Genomic DNA, 18462 nt, shown 5'->3' with positions numbered 1-18462 from the left:
CAAGAGTCGTGCTGCCCCATGTGTGGACGTTATGCCCTGTTTCGCTGGAACCCCGCCTTCGCGGCCCTGCCCGGCTTTCCCGCCGATCAGCAGGCCCAGTGGAATATTTCCCCCAACGATTCGGTGTTGATGCTGCGTGCAGGCCTGGACGGCCAGCGCGAACTGGCCCGCGCCCGCTGGGGCCTGACGCCACCGTGGCTGACCGATCTGTCCCGCACCCCGGCCCATGCCCGGGCTGAAACCGTTGCCGAGCAACCGATGTTTCGCCAGGCCTTTCGTGAGCGACGTTGCCTGCTGCCGGCCAACGGTTTCTATGAATGGCGCGGTACCACGCGCAAGCGTCCGTACTGGCTGACGCCGGGTGAGGGTTCGTCACTGTTTTTTGCCGCTATCTGGGAAGCGTACCCGGTGCAGGAACAGGTATGGCTGAGCACGGCAGTGATCACGCAGCCGGCGGCGAGTCAGCGCCGGCCGTTGATTCTCGATGCGGCGGGGCAGGCGGCGTGGCTTGATCCCGAGACGCCGTTGCATACCTTGCAGGCCTTGCTTGCCAGTGAGCCCGCGGTGTTACGCGAGCGGGTGCTGGCGAACCTGGTAAATGATCCGAGGCTGAATGCGCCGGAGTGTCTTACCCCAGGTTAATGGGGGGCTGTGCTTGCCCGCGATAAGGCCCGCACAGACTTGAGAATTTTTTCCTGCGGTGCTGAGAGCTTTGCCGGAATTTTGCGTCTTAGTTTTATGTATCTGGCGTCGATACATTTCCACGCCCAGGATACGCGGCATGATTTGAGGGAGTTTACTTGATGAACAAGCTATTGGTTTTTGGGACGCTGAGCGCCAGCCTGCTGCTCACCGGGTGCCAGTCGGTCAACACCACCAGCGGTGGCGCCGTGGGGGTTGAGCGCAAACAGTACATGTTCACCATGTTGCCCGCGCAAGAGGTCGACCAGATGTATGCGCAGTCCTATCAGAAGACAGTCGGTGAAGCCTCCAGCAAAGGTGTGCTGGACAAGACCAGTGAGAATGCCCTGCGCGTCCAGGCCATTGCTGATCGGTTGATTGCCCAGGCGCCTATTTTTCGTCCGGATGCGGCTCAGTGGAATTGGGAAGTCAACCTGATCAAGAGCGATGAACTCAACGCCAACTGCGGGCCTGGGGGCAAGATCATCTTTTACACCGGGCTGATCGACAAACTGCAACTGACCGACGATGAAATCGCCGCAATCATGGGGCATGAAATCGCCCACGCCCTGCGTGAGCATGGTCGTGAAGCGATGTCCAAAGCCTATGGTATTGAAATGGCCAAGCAAGGCGCCGGTGCCTTGTTAGGGTTGGGCCAGGGCAGCATGGTTCTGGCGGATACCGTTGCGAACTACGGCATGACCCTGCCCAACAGCCGCGCCAATGAAAACGAAGCGGACCTGATTGGTCTCGAACTGGCCGCTCGCGCCGGTTACAACCCGAACGCCGCGATCACGCTGTGGAACAAGATGAGCAAGGTCTCGGAAGGCTCGCCACCGGAGTTCATGAGCACTCACCCGGCGTCGGCCAGTCGTATTGCCGCGTTGCAGGCAGCGATTCCCAAGGTGATGCCGTTGTACGAGAACTCGCGTAAATCCTGAATCATGTATTAAGGCTGCGGGCGCCTTCGTCGGAACGCCGCCCGGAGCAAGCCCGCTCCTACAGGGGAATGCATTTCAACTGTAGGAGCGGGCTTGCCCGCGATGAACGATAACTCGGACTACCGACTTATCGCGTCAAACCCAGCCGCTGCTCTGCATCGCCTTGTACACCGCAACAATCGCCAAAATGAGAAACGCCGACGCCGCCAGTCTACGGATCAGGGTCAGTGGCAACTTGTCTGCCGCAAAGTTACCGGCCAGCACCACAGGCACGTTGGCAATCAACATGCCGGCGGTGGTGCCGAGAATGACCAGCCACAAATCCGGGTATTGCGCAGCCAGCATCACGGTAGCGACCTGGGTCTTGTCACCCATTTCCGCGAGGAAGAACGCAATCAGTGTGGTCAGGAATGGCCCGAACTTGCGAGCGGTGCTGACGTCGTCGTCTATCTTGTCCGGGACCAGGGTCCACAAAGCCGTCGCCGTAAAGCAGGCGGCCAGGATCCAGTGCAGCGTCGCATTCGAGAAGAAACTGCCGAACCAGGCACCTACCGCACCAGCAGCTGCGTGGTTGGCCAGGGTGGCGGCGACGATGCCCGCGATGATCGGCCACGGCTTGCGGAAGCGGGCAGCGAGAATGAGCGCGAGCAGTTGCGTCTTGTCGCCGATTTCGGCCAAGGCAACGATTGCGGTAGGAACGAGAAATGAATCCAGCATCATCAGGGTTTTCCTAAGGGGCGGGTCGACACGGCTATGACACGTACAGCCTTCCCGCCCCGGGTAAGGTGTTCGTGTCATAGGTCTTGTCAAACCCTGCGAACCGTCTGATGCGGACGCTTAGGTCGCATACGCCATGGTCTGAGGACCAAGTATGTTGACGTATGCCGGACGAGCATGGCGCTCGTGGGAGACTACTCCCCTAGGACGGAGCGGATTCTGCCTAGGCAAAATCCGTTAGGCAAGCACTTATTTATCAGCCGCGTTTGGCCCGGTAGATTCGGAAACCCTGTCCCTCAGCCTTGATTGCGCACACGCCGAGGTGCTCTTCGATCAGTGGTTGATACTTCAGGAAACTGTTGGCGACCAGGCGCAGTTCGCCGCCGTTTTTCAGATGTTTGGCGGCTTTTCGCAGCAAGTTTTCGGTGGCGAAGTAGTCGGTGTGGACGCCGACATGGAATGGCGGATTGCTCAGGATTGCACTCAAACCCATGGGCGCGGCGTCGATGCCGTCACCGGTAATGACGTCTGCTTCCAGACCGTTGGCCGCCAAGGTCAAGCGGCTGCTGGCGGCGGCAAAGGCATCGACGTCGAGTAAAGTGACCTGATTGTGCGGATAACGACGCTTCACCGCGGCGCCCAACACGCCGGCGCCGCAACCGAAGTCCAGCAAGTGGCCGCTCGGCAACTTGTCCAGATGCTCCAGGAGCAGCGCGCTGCCGCGATCCAGTCGGCCGTGGCTGAACACGCCCGGCAGGCTGATAACTTTCAATGGCCCTTCAGCCAGCGGCAACTCGTAGGTCTGAGCCAGGCTTTCCAGTGATTTGGCTTCTGGCGCATTGGCTACCGTGACCAGCCAGAGTTGGCAATGACGGGCGCTGTCGAGCTTGCGCGGCTTGCCGAACGGGTTAAGTTGTTTGGCTGCACCTTCAATCCCGCTGCGTTTTTCGCCTACCAGATACAGCTCGCGACCGGCCAGGCGCGAGGCGAGGGCGTTGAGGATGTAATCGGTCAGGTCCTTGGACTTGGGCAGAAACACGACCGCCGTCTCGAACTCACGCTCGGGTGCGTTCACACCAAAATGGCTGCGCTCGGCAAAACGTGCGTCCAGCGCGGCTTGGTCGCCGGCGTGCCAGCACCAACCGTGGGCATCGGGCAGTCGGCCCAGCAGATCGTCGGCGGGCAAACCGGCCAACAACACCGAACCCTGGAATAACTCAGCCTGACGAAGCAGTACTTCACTGCGCGGATCCATACTCTGCTCCTTGAAAAAAAGTGCGGCAGTTTATCAACTGACGACTCGCAGCGCTGTACCGCTGAAGAAAGCCTGCGCGTTTTCGGTCAACTGCCCCACGATACGCTGCCGCGCCTCGCGACTGCCCCAAGCGTTGTGTGGAGTGACGATCAACCGTGGAATGTCAGCGGCCAGCAAGGCATTGCCAGCCGTCGGTGGCTCGACACTCAGCACATCGGTGGCTGCGCCGCCCAGATGACCGCGGCGTAACGCATCGGCCAGCGCCTGCTCATCGATCAAGCCTCCGCGCGCGGTATTGACCACGAAGGCACCGGGTTTCATTGAGGCCAGTTCACGGGCGCCGATAAAGTGGCGGGTGTGTTCGTTGAGCGGGCAGTGCAGGGTGAGGGCGTCGATCTGCGGCAGCAGTTCATCCAGCGGCAAACGATCCGGCCGGGCAGGGCGCCCCGGAATCTGACCCAGCAGCACGCGCATGCCGAACGCTTCGGCCAGCCGTGCGACCGCGCCGCCCAGTTCGCCGTGGCCGAGCAGGCCAAGGGTTTTGCCTTCCAGTTCGACGATCGGGTAGTCCAGCAGGCAGAACTGTTTCGCTTGCTGCCAGCGGCCTTCACCCACTGCTTTTTGATAGTCGGCCAGGCGCGTCGCCAGGTTGAGCAGCAACATGATCGTGTGCTGGGCCACCGACGGTGTGCCGTAGCCCTGGCAGTTGCAAACGGTAACGCCATGGGCGCGGGCTGCGGCCAGATCGACGTTGTTGGTGCCGGTGGCGGTGATCAGGATCAGTTTCAAGTCCGGGCTGGCGGCGATGGTCGCGGCATCGATCAGGATCTTGTTGCTGATGGCCACCGTGGCGCCTTTGAGGCGTTCGATTACTTGATCCTGCGTGGTCTGCGCGAACAGCTGCAAGTCATCAAAACAATCACGCAGCGGGCTGAGGTCGAGGTCGCCGAGGTCCAGGGATGGGTGGTCGAGGAAAACGGCGCGGCGAGAGTTCGTCATCAACTGTACCTTTTGTGCATTGATCTGAAGGCGTAATCTGCGGAGCCTATCAGATGACACAAATGGTTACGCAGTGTCAGGACAGACACAAAGCTTGTGGGAGCGAGCTTACTCGCGATGAGGGCGTGTCAGTCGACATCGATGTTGTCTGGCACACCGCCTTCGCGAGCAAGCTCGCTCCTACAGGGGTGGCGTTAACCTTGTGAATTTCATTTCGACCGATCTGCCCCATAGGAGCCCCCATGTACTGGACAGAGTTCTTGACCGTTGCCCTGATTCACTTGCTCGCCGTGGCCAGCCCCGGCCCGGACTTTGCCGTGGTGGTGCGTGAAAGCGTGACCCATGGTCGACGCGCCGGCACCTGGACGGCACTGGGCGTTGGTACGGCGATTTTCCTGCATGTTGGCTATTCGCTGCTCGGCATCGGCCTGATCGTGTCCCAGTCGATCGTGCTGTTCAACGCGCTGAAATGGGCCGCCGCCGCGTACCTGTTGTACATCGGCTACAAGGCCCTGCGCGCGCAACCGGCCAAAGCGGTCGCTGACAATCTGCACAAGGAAGCCGGCGAGCGCACCGCCCGTGGCGCTTTCACCTCCGGTTTCGTGACCAACGGTCTGAACCCGAAAGCCACGCTGTTCTTTTTGTCGCTGTTCACCGTGGTGATCAACCCGCACACGCCACTGGCGGTTCAAGCCGGTTACGGGGTCTACCTCGCGGCGGCGACGGCGGTGTGGTTTTGCCTGGTGGCGCGGCTGTTCAGCCAGCAGCGTGTACGCGCCGGTTTCGCCCGCATGGGCCACTGGTTCGACCGCACCATGGGCGTGGTGCTGATCGCCATCGGCGTGAAACTCGCGTTCACCGAGATGCATTGATAGCGGGCTGATCCTCGACATCCTGCAAATGCTGGCGCAAAGCCAGCATTTGTGCGGCTCTGCAAATCATTCCTTTGGCTGATTTGGCTGACATTGAAGGGCACTAAAGTGCTTGCATCCAGCCAACACCGTGCAGCCAGAAAAGGGATTCATATGTTGCAGACTCGCGTTATCCCCCCAGCCGAAGGCGCTTACCAGTATCCGCTGCTGATCAAGCGGCTGCTGATGTCCGGCGCTCGTTATGAGAAAACCCGCGAGATCATTTACCGCGACCAGTTGCGCTACAGCTATCCGACCCTCATTGAGCGGGTCGCGCGGCTGGCCAATGTGTTGACGGCGGCCGGGGTCAAGGCCGGGGATACTGTGGCGGTGATGGACTGGGACAGCCATCGATATCTGGAATGCATGTTCGCCATCCCGATGATCGGCGCGGTGATCCACACGATTAACGTGCGCCTGTCGCCGGAACAAATCCTCTACACCATGAACCACGCGCAGGACCGCTTTGTGCTGGTCAACAGCGAGTTCGTGGGGCTTTACCAGGCAATTGCCGGGAACCTGACCACGGTCGAGAAAACCCTACTGCTGACCGACCTGCCGGAGAAAACCGCCGACCTGCCGAACCTGATCGGCGAGTACGAGCAACTGCTGGCGGCTGCCAGCACGCAATACGACTTCCAGGACTTCGACGAACACTCGGTCGCGACAACGTTCTACACCACCGGTACCACCGGCAATCCCAAGGGGGTGTACTTCACCCACCGGCAATTGGTGCTGCACACCATGGGCGTGTCGACCATCATGGGCTCCATCGACAGCGTGCGCCTGCTGGGTACCAGCGACGTGTACATGCCGATCACCCCGATGTTCCATGTGCATGCCTGGGGCTTACCCTATGTGGCGACCATGCTCGGGCTCAAGCAGGTTTATCCAGGCCGTTACGACCCGGAATACCTGGTGGAGTTGTGGCGCAAGGAGAAGGTCACCTTTTCCCACTGTGTACCGACCATTTTGCAGATGATCCTCAATGCCAAAGCGGCGCAAGGCACGGACTTCGGCGGCTGGAAAATCGTCATCGGCGGCAGTGCGCTTAACCGCACGCTGTACGAAACGGCCAAAGGCAACGGCATTCAGTTGACGGCCGCTTATGGCATGTCGGAAACCGGGCCGCTGGTGTCGTGTGCGCACCTCAACGATGAGTTGATGGCCGGCAGCGAAGATGAACGCACCTCCTATCGCATCAAGGCCGGCGTGCCGGGGCCATTGGTGGAAGCTGCGATCGTCGACCCCGACGGCAACTTCCTGCCCGCCGATGGCGAAACCCAGGGCGAGCTCGTGCTGCGTGCGCCATGGCTCACCGAGGGCTATTTCAACGAACCGCAAAAAGGTGCCGAGCTCTGGGCTGGAGGCTGGCTGCATACCGGCGACGTGGCGACGCTGGACGCCATGGGCGTGATCGACATTCGGGACCGCATCAAGGACGTGATCAAGACCGGTGGCGAGTGGATTTCGTCGCTGGACCTTGAAGACTTGATCAGTCGCCACGAGGCGGTACGCGAAGTAGCAGTGGTGGGGATCGCCGATCCGCAGTGGGGCGAGCGGCCGTTTGCGCTGCTGGTGATCCGCGAAGGGTATGAGATCGGCGCCCGGGAACTCAAGGAACACCTCAAACCATTCGTGGAATTGGGGCACTTGAGCAAGTGGGCGATCCCCAGCCAGATTGCCCTTGTTACTGAAATTCCCAAGACCAGTGTCGGCAAGCTCGACAAGAAGCGCATCCGCCTCGACATCACTGAATGGCAGGCCAACAACAGCACCTTCCTCTCGACGCTTTAAGCGCCCCCTGGCGTGCCCGAAAAGGCACGCCAGGCCCACCAAGCAAGCGCTTGGCTTGTGTAATCCGAATTTTCAGCCATCCTTGCCGGGCCGACAGGTGTCGGACTGGCGAAAGGACTGTTCCAGAGTGGTCGGTAGCTACAAATCACACTTTAGAGGGATCAAGCTCTACTACCTGCTGGCTATAGTCCGCTCATGGATTTTTAAGAACGGAGCAAGCGCACAAACGGGGGCGATGCAATTTTGGAGTGACTTCGGGACGCCTTGGCTCCCCGTCACCCACAACGTTTTTAGAAGTGCTCACAGCCATAACAATAATGCACATGGAGTAGCGTCGATGACATCAGTAAACACGTTCTGGCGCCGGGCAAAATTGCCCCTGGCGGTCAGTCTCGCCTCTTCGCTCGCCGGGCCTGCATTCGGCGTCAGTTTCAACGTTGGTGAAATCGAAGGTCAGTTCGACTCGTCGCTGTCCCTGGGTATGAGTGTCTCGACCCAACAGCCGAACAAGAACCTGATCGGTGTCAACAACGGCGGGCGCGGCTTGTCCCAGACCTCCGATGACGGTCACTTGAACTTCAAGAGTGGGCAAGCGTTCTCGAAAATCTTCAAGGGCATCCATGACCTTGAATTGAAATACGGCGATACCGGCGTGTTTGTCCGGGGCAAATACTGGTACGACTTCGCACTGCAAGATACAAACCTGGAATTCAAGAACGTCGAAAACGACGGTCGTAAAGAGGGCGCCAAGTCCTCCGGCGGGCAAATCCTCGACGCCTTCGTCTACCACAACTACACCGTTGCCGATGAGCCGGGTTCCGTGCGTCTGGGCAAGCAAGTAGTGAGCTGGGGTGAAAGTACGTTCATCGGCGGCGGCATCAACTCGATCAACCCGATTGACGTGTCCGCGTTCCGTCGTCCGGGTGCCGAGATCAAGGAAGGCTTGATCCCGGTCAACATGTTCTATGTGTCACAGAGCCTGACCGATAACCTCTCGGCCGAAGCGTTCTACCAGTTGGAATGGGACCAGACCGTTGTCGATAACTGCGGCACGTTCTTCTCTCAGCCAGACATCGTTGCCGACGGTTGCGACAACAACTTGCGCGTGCTGAACAAGCGCTCGACGATTCCAGCCATTGCGTTGGGCCCGTTGGCCGCCAACGGCGTCGACGTCAACGAGGAAGGTGTCCTGGTTCGGCGTGGCCCCGACCGTGATGCACGGGACAGCGGCCAGTGGGGGGCGTCCTTCAAGTACATGTTCGACCCGCTGGACACCGAGTTCGGCGCCTACTTCATGAACTATCACAGCCGTGCGCCGATCTTCAGCGCCACCGGTGCGCCGCAGTCGGTCTACAACACTGCTGCGTCGCTGCCAGGCCCCTTTGCCGCGCTTGGGCCGCTGTTGGTGGCCGGTAACTCGCAGTACTTCATCGAATACCCTGAAGACATTCGCCTTTACGGCCTGAGCTTCTCCACCACCCTGTCTACGGGTACGGCGTGGAGCGGTGAGATCAGCTATCGTCCGAACGCGCCGGTGCAGTTGAACTCCACCGACATTCTGTTCGCTGGCATTCGTCCTTTGGGCAACGGCAATCCGAACAATCCTTTGACCAACGCTTCGTTGCTCTCCGCCGCACCGGGTACTGACCTCAATGGCTATCGCCGTAAAGAAGTCACCCAGTTCCAGAGCACCCTGACGCACTTCTTTGACCAAGTGATGGGCGCGAGCCGTCTGACCCTGGTCGGCGAAGTGGGCGTGACCCATGTCGGCGGCCTGGAAAGCACTTCCGACGTTCGTTATGGCCGCGATCCGGTCTACGGCCCAGGTTCATTGCCAGCCTCTGGCGCTATTGATACTTGCGTGGCGCTCAACACCAGCACCATCAACGGTGCTGGTCCGGGCACTCCCACCAACAACGTCAGCCGCAACTGCGACAACGACGGCTTCACCACGGCGACTTCGTGGGGCTACCGCGGTCGTGCGATCTGGGAATACAACGACGTGTTCGCCGGTGTGAACCTCAAGCCGAACGTGGCCTGGTCCCACGACGTAGACGGTTACTCGCCAGGCCCTGGCGGCAACTTTGAGGAAGGTCGTAAAGCGGTGAGCCTGGGTGTCGATGCCGAATACCAGAACACCTACACCGCGAGCCTGGCTTACACCAATTTCTTCGACGGCAAGTACACCACCGTAGATGACCGCGACTTCGTTGCGCTCAGCGTCGGCGTGAACTTCTAAGCACTGTTTTTTGAGGACGAACACACATATGAAAATAACAAAGAGTCTGTTCAAAGCTGGTGTTCTGGGGCTTTCGCTGCTGGCGACCAGTGTGATGGCGGCGGTCCCTGCGGCCGAAGCCGACAAACTGGGCAAGAGCCTGACCCCGATGGGCGCCGAGATGGCGGGCAACGCCGACGGTTCGATTCCGGCCTGGAAGCCAATGGCGAAAAATGCCGGCACCGTCGACAGCAAAGGTTTCCTGTCCAACCCGTACGCCAGTGAAAAACCACTGTTCACCATCACGGCGCAAAACGTCGACCAGTACAAAGACAAACTCGCCCCGGGCCAGTACGCGATGTTCAAGCGCTACCCGGAAACCTACAAGATGCCGGTTTACCCGTCCCATCGTGGCTCCACCGTGCCGGCTGACGTGTTCGCCGCCATCAAGAAAAACGCCACCACGACCAAGCTGGTATCTGGCGGCAACGGCCTGGAAAACTTCGAAACCGCCATCCCGTTCCCGATTCCCCAGAGCGGCATTGAAGTCATCTGGAACCACATCACCCGCTATCGCGGTGGTAGCGTGACCCGTCTGGTGACCCAGGCCACACCACAGCCGAACGGTTCGTACAGCCTGGTGTACTTCCAGGATCAGTTCGTGTTCCGCGACAAGATGAAGGACTACGATCCGGCTAACCCGGGCAACATCCTGTTCTACTTCAAGCAGAAAGTGACCGCGCCGGCACGTCTGGCTGGTGGTGTGCTGCTGGTGCACGAAACCCTCGACCAAGTGAAAGAACCTCGTTCGGCGTGGGTCTACAACGCCGGTCAGCGTCGTGTGCGTCGTGCACCACAAGTGTCCTATGACGGGCCGGGTACCGCGGCGGACGGCCTGCGTACCTCCGACAACCTGGACATGTTCAACGGTGCGCCGGATCGCTACGACTGGAAGCTCGAAGGCAAGAAAGAGATGTACATCGCCTCGGACAGCTACAAGCTCGATTCGCCTACCCTCAAGTACGACGACATCATCAAGGCCGGTCATATCAACCAGGACCTGGCACGTTACGAGTTGCGCCGGGTCTGGCATATAGTGGCGACTTTGAAAGAAGGCCAGCGTCATATCTACGCCAAACGTGACTTCTACATCGACGAAGACACCTGGCAAGCCGCAGTGATTGATCACTACGACGGTCGTAATCAGCTGTGGCGTGTGGCAGAAGCTCACGCCCAGGATTACTACAACGTTCAAGTGCCGTGGTACGCCCTGGAAGCCCTGTACGACCTGCAATCGGGTCGCTACCTGGCGCTGGGTATGAAGAACGAAGAGAAGTCTGCGTATGACTTCGGCTTCACCGCTACCACCAGCGACTTCACACCGGCTGCGCTGCGTCAGGACGGGGTTCGCTAACCTGTACTGAACAGAGGTCACCTCCTCGAAAAAACGCCCCGACTGGTTCGGGGCGTTTTTTTTGGAGTTCATAAAGGTCGTCGTAGCAGCTGTCGAGCCTGCGAGGCTGCGTTCGGCTGCGAAGCAGTCGTGAAATCAAGCGCTGCGGTGTTTCAGGACTGCCTTGCACTCAGGTTTTACGACTGCTTCGCAGCCGAACGCAGCCTCGCAGGCTCGACAGCTGCTACGAGGGCGGTGTGGTTGCCGGGTTGACCGACATCTCTGCTTGTAGTCTTTTTGTAGCCATTTGTAGCAATTACCTTCATTCCCTATCCGTTTACCGCTAGTCTGCGGACATCTGCAACGCCGCCATCCGCAATTCAAACAAGAGCCGGCCATGACTGATCTGTCCCCACTCCCGGGCCCTGCAAGCGTATCCATCGCGGCATTGGACGGGCGCTTTTTTCGGCCCCCGCTGCCCGACGGCCATGTGCTGCGGCCTCGTCTGTGCGAGCGCCTGAGTGCCGGCCTCGGTGGCAGGCTATTGCTGGTCAGCGCACCCGCCGGGTTCGGCAAGAGCTCATTGGCAGTGGAGTTCTGTCAGGGGCTGCCGGCCCATTGGCAAAGTCTGTGGTTGGGGTTGAGTTCTCGAGACAGTGATCCGGGGCGTTTCCTTGAGCGGTTGCTCGAAGGACTCCAGGATTATTTTCCGACACTGGGCAGCCAGGCGCTGGGGCTGCTGAAAATGCGCCAGCGTCATCAACCGTTCGCCTTTGAAGAATGGCTGGACGGGTTGTTGGACGAGCTGGCCATCTACCTGTCGCCGAGTACGCCTTTGCTCTTGGTGCTTGATGACTATCACCTTGCGCAAGGCCCGGTACTCGATCGTTGCCTGCAATTTTTCCTCAATCATTTGCCCGATGGCCTGCTGGTCATGGTGACCAGTCGACAGCGTCCGGACTGGCATCTGGCACGTTTGCGCTTGTCGCGCCAACTGCTTGAACTGCATGAGCAGGACCTTCGACTGACCCATGATGAAGCGCTCACGTTGCTTGATCGCCACAGCAGTTCCTTGCGTGGCGAGGCGCTGGAAAGTCTGATTCAGCGCAGTGAAGGCTGGGTCGCGGGGCTGCGATTCTGGTTGCTGGCGGCTTCCGAGGCAGGCAATGACGGTGCGTTGCCACAGTCGCTGCACGGTGGCGAAGGGCTGATCCGTGATTACCTGCTGGAAGAAGTCATCGATTGCCTGCCGGCCGAAGTGCAGCAATTCCTTTACGACACGGCGCCTCAGGAACGCTTTTGCAGCGAACTCTGCGACGCGGTTCGCGAAGCCCATGACAGTGCCGAAATTCTGCGTTTCCTTCAGGCACACCAGGTATTTCTGGTGCCGCTGGACGAGCACGGCCACTGGTATCGCTATCACCATCTGTTTTCCGACCTGCTGCGCACTCGGCCCACCGCTCACACAATAGTGCCGGCCGCCAGCCTGCATTTGCGTGCCTGTCGCTGGTTCAATGCACAGGGGCTGCTCGACGAAGCGGTGGAGCAGGCGTTGCGTGCCGGGCATCTGGACGTTGCGGCGAACCTGGTACAAAACCTTTCGGAAGAACAACTGCTGGCCGAGCAGAACGCCGGCATGTTACTGCGCTGGAAAATGGACTTGCCCGACAGCTTGCTGATCAGCACGCCCAGGCTGATCGTGCTCTACAGCTGGGCGCTGGGGATGGCCTGTCAACTGGATGCGGCGGAGGAGTTGGCAGCCCACTTGAGCCGCTTCCTGCCGGCCCCTTCGGCCACCGCGCAGAAGTCGATGCTCGCGCAGTGGCTGGCCCTGAGGGGTATCATCGCCCGGGGGCGTGGCAACCGCGAGCTGACGCTTCTCTATTGCACTGAAGCGCTGGATAGCCTGCCGGCCAAACGCTACGGGCAACGTCTGATGTGCCTCTCGACCCTGTCAAACCTGGCCATCGCCGACGGCGACTTGTGGCGTGCGCGCAGTTTGAATCGTGAATCGCTGGAATTGGCGCAGCGGGTCGGTAATCCGTTGTTTGAAGCACTGGCCCATTACGACCGCGCCCGAGTATTGCAAGCGCGCGGGGAGATCCTGCGCTCGTTGCAAGAGGTTCGTCAGGGGCTGCAACGCCTGCAAGGGTTATCCGCGCAACGACTTTTCGCCATACGCGCTCGTCTGACTTTGTATGAGGGGCTCTTGCTGGCCTTGCGCCTGCAACCGCAAGCCGCGCGAGTACGTTTGCAAGCCGGTTTGAGTGAGGCTCGCGCCTGTCGCGATATCAGCGTATTGATCGGTCATTGCGTGATCGCCCGGCTTGAAGGTAGCAGCGGCGAGTTCGCCAAGGCCTTCGCCGAACTGGCCGAAGCCGAGCGCCTGATGCATATCTGGGACGTGCCCCCCATTTACTATCTGGCGATGATTACCATGGTCAAATGCGAACTCTGGCTGGCCCAGGACCGTACCGATCTGGCCGAAGCCTGGCTTTCCCGGTTGGGGCAGACCTATAACGGCGAACACCCGGCAGCACCGCCGGAATTCCATCCACAGCTGCCGTTGCATATCGAATTGCAACAAGCCTTGCTGGACGTCATTCAGGGGCAGCCAATGCTGGCCGAAGGCCGATTGAATGCACTGCTTGAGCATGGGCAACAAACGGGACGGCAGATGCTCAGTGCGATGGCGCTGACTCAGAAAGTGGCCTTGTTGCTCGTCAGTGGACGTGAGCCCGAAGCCCGCAAGGCGCTGGCACAGGCACTGGAAGCGTCGACCGGTGGCGCCTTGCAACCGTTCGAAGGGTTGCTGGCGCAACATCCGGACTGGCTACGTGGGCAACTGCAACTGGTTGCTTCGACGGCTGTTTCGCAGAGTCTCGTAGAACAACTGCCGGTCCTGATCACTCGCCCGGTATTGGAGTCGTGTTCCGGGACAGAGCAGCTCAGTGCGCGTGAACTGGCGGTTCTGCAACTGATTGCCCAAGGCTGTTCGAATCAGCAAATCAGCGATCAACTGTTCATTTCGCTGCACACGGTCAAGACCCACGCCAGCCACATCAACAGCAAGCTTGGGGTTGAGCGGCGCACGCAGGCGGTGGCACGGGCGAAAGAATTGGGAATGCTGAGATAGTATTTTCAAGATTGGCCCGGCGCTTAAAAGACCGTTGCAGTTTTGTGCCAGAATTGCCCATCTCTGATTTTCGAGCTTGTCCCGATGACCCAGCAACCCAGCCTCATTCGCGAAACCTTCCCCGTCGGTCCGTTGCAGTGCAACTGCACCATCATCGGCGACCCGATCAGCAAAAAAGCGATCGTGGTCGATCCGGGCGGTAATCATGAATTGATTCTGGCGCGCCTCGATGCCCTGGGCTTGAAGGTGGTCAGCATCATCCATACCCACGCGCATCTGGATCACTTCCTGGCCTCCGGTCAGTTGAAGGAGAAAACCGGCGCCACCCTGCACCTGCATAAAGAAGATCAGTTCCTCTGGGACAATCTGGAGATGCAATGCCAGATGTTCGGTGTGCCTTACACGCCCGTGCCACCGCCGGATCGCTGGTTGGCCGATGACGAAGAACTGGCCTGCGGTTGCGGCGTGGCGTTGCACACGCCGGGTCATACGCCGGGCTCCATGAGCTTCTGGTTTTCAGAGGCCAAGCTGCTGATTGCCGGTGACACGTTGTTTCGGCGTGGAGTAGGGCGCACGGATTTGTGGGGCGGCGATCAGGCGACCATCGTGCGGTCGATCAAGCAGCGGCTGTATACGCTCGACGAAGAGGCAACCGTGGTCACCGGCCATGGTCCGGACACGCGATTGGGTGATGAAATGCGCGAGAACCCTTTTGTGCGGGCCTGATTTGTAACACGTTTGTAATACGGGGAATTTTTGACCTGTGCGATGATCCAACCCCCGCAAAGGTCCAATGCTGAAGTCCGTTGCACCACAGAATGCAAAAAAGTAGGAGCTCTAATGTTCACCACGCGTCGTTTGATTATTGTCGCTACCGCAGTGGCCTTGCTGTCTGGCTGTGCCGCACCTGGCCCTTACGATAACCAGGGCCAAGCTAATGGCGGCTCTCAAGGTATGAGCAAAACCGCTAAATATGGCGGTCTCGGTGCTTTGGCCGGTGCTGTGGCGGGTGCCGCCATTAACCATGATAACCGTGGCAAGGGCGCGTTGATCGGCGCAGCAGTAGTGGGTGCTTCTGCCGCCGGTTACGGCTACTACGCCGACCAGCAAGAGAAAAAATTGCGTGCCAGCATGGCCAACACCGGCGTTGAAGTGCAGCGCGAGGGCGATCAGATCAAATTGATCATGCCCGGAAATATCACATTCGCAACCGATTCGGCGAACATCGCTTCAGGTTTCTATCAACCGTTGAACAACCTGGCAGGCTCGCTCAAGGAGTTCAACCAGAACCAGATCGAAATCGTTGGTTACACCGACAGCACCGGCAGCCGCCAGCACAACATGGACCTGTCCCAGCGTCGTGCGCAAAGCGTGGCGACTTACCTGACTTCGCAAGGTGTGAGCGGTGCCAACCTCTCGGCTCGCGGTGCCGGCCCGGATAGCCCGATTGCCAGCAACGCTGATACCAATGGGCGGGCACAGAACCGTCGAGTTGAAGTCAACTTGAAAGCGATTCCGGGTCAGCAGTATCCTCAGTAATAACAGTTTTACCTTTACCAACCTGACTGAACCCCAGGCGTAAAAAAAGAGCCCGCCCGATCCTCAATAGATCGGGCGGGCTTTTTTGTATCTGTGGGAGCGAGACCGGCTTGCCGGCGATGGGGCCGGAACTGACGCAACAATAAAAAAGCCCCCGGACAATCATTCATCCAAGGGCTTTTTGTCCTGCGCGAAACCTGATTACTTCTTCAGGCCGTAATGCTCATCCAGCATGCCCGGCGCGTTCGGGGATTTTGGTGCGTAGTCGCGAGGCGGCTCCTGATTGCGCGGCGGCGTCAGGCGTTCGCGTGGGGCCACTGCCGCATCGGCGTGCAGAGAGGCCAGCAAGCGTTGGCGAGTCTGCTCGTCCAGGGCCAGACGGTTGGCACCCTCGGCGAGGTGATCCTGCACTTCCTGATAGCTCTGAGTCAGTTTCTTGACCAGGTTTGCAGTGCTGTTGAAGTGGGTGACCACCTCGTTCTGATAACTGTCGAAACGTTCCTGAATGTCATCCAGCTGACGTTGCGTGCTGCTCGGCGCGGCGTTCGGCACCAGACGAGCGATCAGGAATCCAATGGCGACACCCACAACCAGGGCAAGAGTCGGTAACAACCAAACTAAGAGCGAGTGTTCCACGAGTCCTTCCTCTATAAACGGCTTTGCTTTACGTTAACGGCTCGAACCTGCGCTGTATACCGCGATTCACTCGCAATAGATTGGCACAGACAATTTGCTAGACGAGTCGACCCGATTCGAGGTCACGGAGTTCCATACTTGCTTATGCGCGAAACCCCTGTAGTGATTGATGGCCCCGTCGGTCAGCTGGAAGCTTTGTATCTGGATAATGAGCAGCCCCGCGGCATTGCGCTGATCTGCCATCCGAACCCGGTGCAGGGCGGCACCATGCTCAACAAAGTCGTCTCGACCCTGCAGCGCACAGCGCGCGATGCCGGCTTGATTACCCTGCGGTTCAACTACCGTGGTGTCGGTGCCAGTGAAGGCACGCACGACATGGGCACTGGTGAAGTCGACGATGCTCAAGCCGTCGCCGAATGGCTGCGGGTCAAGCACCCGGACTTGCCACTGACCCTGTTCGGTTTTTCCTTCGGCGGTTTTGTTGCAGCAAGTCTCGGCGGACGCCTGGAAGCCAAGGGCGAACAATTGAAACATGTGTTTATGGTCGCACCTGCGGTCATGCGCCTGGGTGATCAGGAGCAACTGTCGCAGCAGGGCGAGTTGACCCTGATCCAGCCGGAAACCGACGAAGTCATCGATCCGCAGCTGGTTTACGACTGGTCCGAAAAACTCGAGCGCCCCCATGAGCTGCTGAAAGTGGCAGAATGCGGACACTTTTTTCATGGCAAGCTGACCGATCTCAAGGATCTGATCCTGCCGCGTCTTTCGAATTGATTGCAGTCTGACAAGCGATTACCCATGACGACTCGTACCCGTATCCTCACCGGCATCACCACCACCGGCACGCCACACCTGGGCAACTACGCCGGCGCCATCCGCCCGGCGATCGTTGCCAGCCGTGACAGTAATGCCGATTCGTTCTACTTCCTGGCCGACTACCACGCCCTGATCAAATGCGATGACCCGCAGCGCATCCAGCGCTCGCGTCTGGAAATCGCCGCGACCTGGCTGGCCGGTGGCCTGGATGTGGATCGCGTGACGTTCTACCGCCAGTCCGACATTCCGGAAATCCCCGAGCTGACCTGGCTGCTGACCTGCGTCGCCGCCAAGGGGTTGCTCAATCGTGCACACGCCTACAAAGCCTCTGTGGACAAGAACGTCGAGACCGGCGAAGACCCGGATGCCGGCATCACCATGGGCTTGTACAGTTACCCGGTGCTGATGGCCGCAGACATTCTGATGTTCAACGCGCACAAGGTGCCGGTCGGTCGCGACCAGATCCAGCACGTGGAAATGGCCCGCGACATCGGCCAGCGCTTCAACCACTTGTTTGGTCAGGGCAAAGAATTCTTCACCATGCCCGAGGCACTGATCGAAGAAAGCGTCGCCACGCTGCCAGGCCTCGACGGTCGCAAGATGTCGAAGAGCTACGACAACACCATCCCGCTGTTCAGCAGCGCCAAAGAGATGAAGGATGCGATTTCGCGGATCGTCACCGATTCGCGCGCGCCGGGCGAAGCCAAGGACCCGGACAATTCGCACCTGTTCACGCTGTTTCAAGCGTTTGCTACGCCGGCGCAGTCCGACGAGTTCCGTAGCGAATTGTTGCAGGGCCTGGGCTGGGGTGAGGCGAAGAATCGCCTGTTCCAATTGCTGGACAGCGAGTTGGGCGAATCCCGCGAGCGTTATTACCAGCTGATGGAACGTCCGGCCGATCTGGAAGACATGCTGCAAGTCGGTGCCAAAAAAGCCCGTGCCGTAGCGACGCCGTTCTTGAACGAACTGCGTGAAGCGGTCGGCCTGCGTTCTTTCGTGGCGCAGACTCAAGTCGCCGCCACCACCAAGAAAAAAGCCGCGAAAGCCGCACGTTTCGTCAGCTTCCGCGAAGACGACGGCAGCTTCCGCTTCCGTCTGCTGGCGGCCGATGGCGAGCAACTGCTGCTGTCGCGCAACTTCGCCGACGGCAAAACCGCCGGGCAAGTGACCAAACAGCTGCAAGCGGGCCAGCCTCTGGACGTGCGCAGCGAAGACCTGAGCTTCAGTGTCTGGCTGGAAGGCGAATGCGTGGCAGATAGCCCGACATTCGCCGACAGCGCGGCTCGCGACGTCGCCATCGACGCCCTGCGTGTTGCGCTGACGCCGGTTCAGGAATAAATCAGCGGCTCGTCCCGACCAAGGGCCGATTGCCATTCCCCCGGGCCGTCGCTACAGTGACGGCCCGTTTTTGTTGCCTTGCTAA

General features: G+C 59.5%; 15 protein-coding genes and 1 riboswitch. Of the genes, 11 read left to right on the top strand and 4 right to left on the bottom strand.

Going from position 1 to position 18462, the window contains the following annotated elements; translation table 11 throughout:
* Positions 1-18: 18 nt before the first annotated feature.
* Both ACWGZX_RS09345 and ACWGZX_RS09340 read left to right on the top strand, forming a co-directional pair.
* Positions 19-642, top strand: a complete 624-nt coding sequence (locus ACWGZX_RS09345) for an SOS response-associated peptidase (RefSeq protein WP_452628126.1) — start codon at positions 19-21, stop codon at positions 640-642.
* A gap of 161 nt (positions 643-803) precedes the next feature.
* Positions 804-1622: a M48 family metallopeptidase gene (locus ACWGZX_RS09340; protein ID WP_452628125.1), complete on the top strand. Its 819-nt coding sequence runs from the start codon at positions 804-806 to the stop codon at positions 1620-1622.
* A gap of 135 nt (positions 1623-1757) precedes the next feature.
* Here the strand turns inward: ACWGZX_RS09340 and ACWGZX_RS09335 are convergent, their stop codons facing one another.
* From ACWGZX_RS09335 to ACWGZX_RS09325, 3 genes are all read right to left on the bottom strand, one after another.
* Positions 1758-2339, bottom strand: coding sequence for a TMEM165/GDT1 family protein (locus ACWGZX_RS09335; RefSeq protein ID WP_452628990.1), 582 nt, complete (start codon positions 2337-2339; stop codon positions 1758-1760).
* Between the two features lie 100 nt (positions 2340-2439).
* A riboswitch (yybP-ykoY riboswitch) is annotated at positions 2440-2555 on the bottom strand.
* A gap of 40 nt (positions 2556-2595) precedes the next feature.
* A complete protein-coding gene (locus ACWGZX_RS09330; protein ID WP_131059460.1) occupies positions 2596-3594 on the bottom strand; it encodes a class I SAM-dependent methyltransferase in 999 nt (332 codons plus the stop codon).
* Positions 3595-3627: 33 nt separating this feature from the next.
* Complete coding sequence (locus ACWGZX_RS09325; RefSeq protein WP_452628124.1) at positions 3628-4593, bottom strand: 2-hydroxyacid dehydrogenase; 966 nt, start codon at positions 4591-4593, stop codon at positions 3628-3630.
* Positions 4594-4835: 242 nt separating this feature from the next.
* On the opposite strand from ACWGZX_RS09325, the gene ACWGZX_RS09320 reads away from it, so the two are divergent.
* The 7 genes from ACWGZX_RS09320 to ACWGZX_RS09290 all read left to right on the top strand — a co-directional run bounded on the left by ACWGZX_RS09320 (position 4836) and on the right by ACWGZX_RS09290 (position 15587).
* Positions 4836-5465 carry a LysE family translocator gene (locus tag ACWGZX_RS09320; protein ID WP_007947100.1) on the top strand — a complete coding sequence of 210 codons (630 nt, stop codon included), beginning with the start codon at positions 4836-4838 and terminating at the stop codon, positions 5463-5465.
* Between the two features lie 153 nt (positions 5466-5618).
* Positions 5619-7301 (top strand): fatty acid--CoA ligase, encoded by a 1683-nt coding sequence (locus tag ACWGZX_RS09315; protein WP_452628123.1) that lies wholly within the window; start codon positions 5619-5621, stop codon positions 7299-7301.
* A 337-nt stretch (positions 7302-7638) separates the two neighbouring features.
* Positions 7639-9540 (top strand): DUF1302 domain-containing protein, encoded by a 1902-nt coding sequence (locus ACWGZX_RS09310; RefSeq protein WP_452628122.1) that lies wholly within the window; start codon positions 7639-7641, stop codon positions 9538-9540.
* Between the two features lie 28 nt (positions 9541-9568).
* Positions 9569-10933, top strand: coding sequence for a DUF1329 domain-containing protein (locus ACWGZX_RS09305; protein ID WP_452628121.1), 1365 nt, complete (start codon positions 9569-9571; stop codon positions 10931-10933).
* Between the two features lie 376 nt (positions 10934-11309).
* Positions 11310-14048, top strand: coding sequence for a LuxR C-terminal-related transcriptional regulator (locus tag ACWGZX_RS09300; protein ID WP_452628120.1), 2739 nt, complete (start codon positions 11310-11312; stop codon positions 14046-14048).
* A gap of 84 nt (positions 14049-14132) precedes the next feature.
* Positions 14133-14774, top strand: a complete 642-nt coding sequence (locus ACWGZX_RS09295; RefSeq protein WP_223515342.1) for an MBL fold metallo-hydrolase — start codon at positions 14133-14135, stop codon at positions 14772-14774.
* Positions 14775-14888: 114 nt separating this feature from the next.
* The gene (locus ACWGZX_RS09290) at positions 14889-15587 is read left to right on the top strand and encodes an OmpA family protein (protein ID WP_223515339.1); all 699 of its coding nucleotides are present in this window, start codon (positions 14889-14891) and stop codon (positions 15585-15587) included.
* Positions 15588-15788: 201 nt separating this feature from the next.
* On the opposite strand, the gene ACWGZX_RS09285 is transcribed toward ACWGZX_RS09290, so the two are convergent.
* Complete coding sequence (locus ACWGZX_RS09285) at positions 15789-16223, bottom strand: YhcB family protein (protein ID WP_452628119.1); 435 nt, start codon at positions 16221-16223, stop codon at positions 15789-15791.
* 144 nt (positions 16224-16367) lie between these two features.
* Here ACWGZX_RS09285 and ACWGZX_RS09280 point away from each other — a divergent pair, with 144 nt between their 5' ends.
* Both ACWGZX_RS09280 and ACWGZX_RS09275 read left to right on the top strand, forming a co-directional pair.
* Positions 16368-16997 (top strand): alpha/beta hydrolase, encoded by a 630-nt coding sequence (locus ACWGZX_RS09280; protein WP_452628118.1) that lies wholly within the window; start codon positions 16368-16370, stop codon positions 16995-16997.
* A gap of 24 nt (positions 16998-17021) precedes the next feature.
* Positions 17022-18377 carry a tryptophan--tRNA ligase gene (locus ACWGZX_RS09275; protein ID WP_452628117.1) on the top strand — a complete coding sequence of 452 codons (1356 nt, stop codon included), beginning with the start codon at positions 17022-17024 and terminating at the stop codon, positions 18375-18377.
* Positions 18378-18462: the final 85 nt, after the last annotated feature.

The sequence above is a fragment of the Pseudomonas sp. CLCA07 genome (genome assembly GCF_053615335.1).
Note: the sequence above shows the minus strand (reverse complement) of the source record. Positions and strands in the feature narration are given on the sequence as shown.

Coding starts and splice junctions, on each gene's coding strand:
- ACWGZX_RS09345 (WP_452628126.1), top strand. CDS start 19: ATGTGTGGACGTTATGCCCTGTTTCGCTGGAACCCCGCCTTCGCGGCC.
- ACWGZX_RS09340 (WP_452628125.1), top strand. CDS start 804: ATGAACAAGCTATTGGTTTTTGGGACGCTGAGCGCCAGCCTGCTGCTC.
- ACWGZX_RS09335 (WP_452628990.1), bottom strand. CDS start 2,339: ATGCTGGATTCATTTCTCGTTCCTACCGCAATCGTTGCCTTGGCCGAA.
- ACWGZX_RS09330 (WP_131059460.1), bottom strand. CDS start 3,594: ATGGATCCGCGCAGTGAAGTACTGCTTCGTCAGGCTGAGTTATTCCAG.
- ACWGZX_RS09325 (WP_452628124.1), bottom strand. CDS start 4,593: ATGACGAACTCTCGCCGCGCCGTTTTCCTCGACCACCCATCCCTGGAC.
- ACWGZX_RS09320 (WP_007947100.1), top strand. CDS start 4,836: ATGTACTGGACAGAGTTCTTGACCGTTGCCCTGATTCACTTGCTCGCC.
- ACWGZX_RS09315 (WP_452628123.1), top strand. CDS start 5,619: ATGTTGCAGACTCGCGTTATCCCCCCAGCCGAAGGCGCTTACCAGTAT.
- ACWGZX_RS09310 (WP_452628122.1), top strand. CDS start 7,639: ATGACATCAGTAAACACGTTCTGGCGCCGGGCAAAATTGCCCCTGGCG.
- ACWGZX_RS09305 (WP_452628121.1), top strand. CDS start 9,569: ATGAAAATAACAAAGAGTCTGTTCAAAGCTGGTGTTCTGGGGCTTTCG.
- ACWGZX_RS09300 (WP_452628120.1), top strand. CDS start 11,310: ATGACTGATCTGTCCCCACTCCCGGGCCCTGCAAGCGTATCCATCGCG.
- ACWGZX_RS09295 (WP_223515342.1), top strand. CDS start 14,133: ATGACCCAGCAACCCAGCCTCATTCGCGAAACCTTCCCCGTCGGTCCG.
- ACWGZX_RS09290 (WP_223515339.1), top strand. CDS start 14,889: ATGTTCACCACGCGTCGTTTGATTATTGTCGCTACCGCAGTGGCCTTG.
- ACWGZX_RS09280 (WP_452628118.1), top strand. CDS start 16,368: ATGCGCGAAACCCCTGTAGTGATTGATGGCCCCGTCGGTCAGCTGGAA.
- ACWGZX_RS09275 (WP_452628117.1), top strand. CDS start 17,022: ATGACGACTCGTACCCGTATCCTCACCGGCATCACCACCACCGGCACG.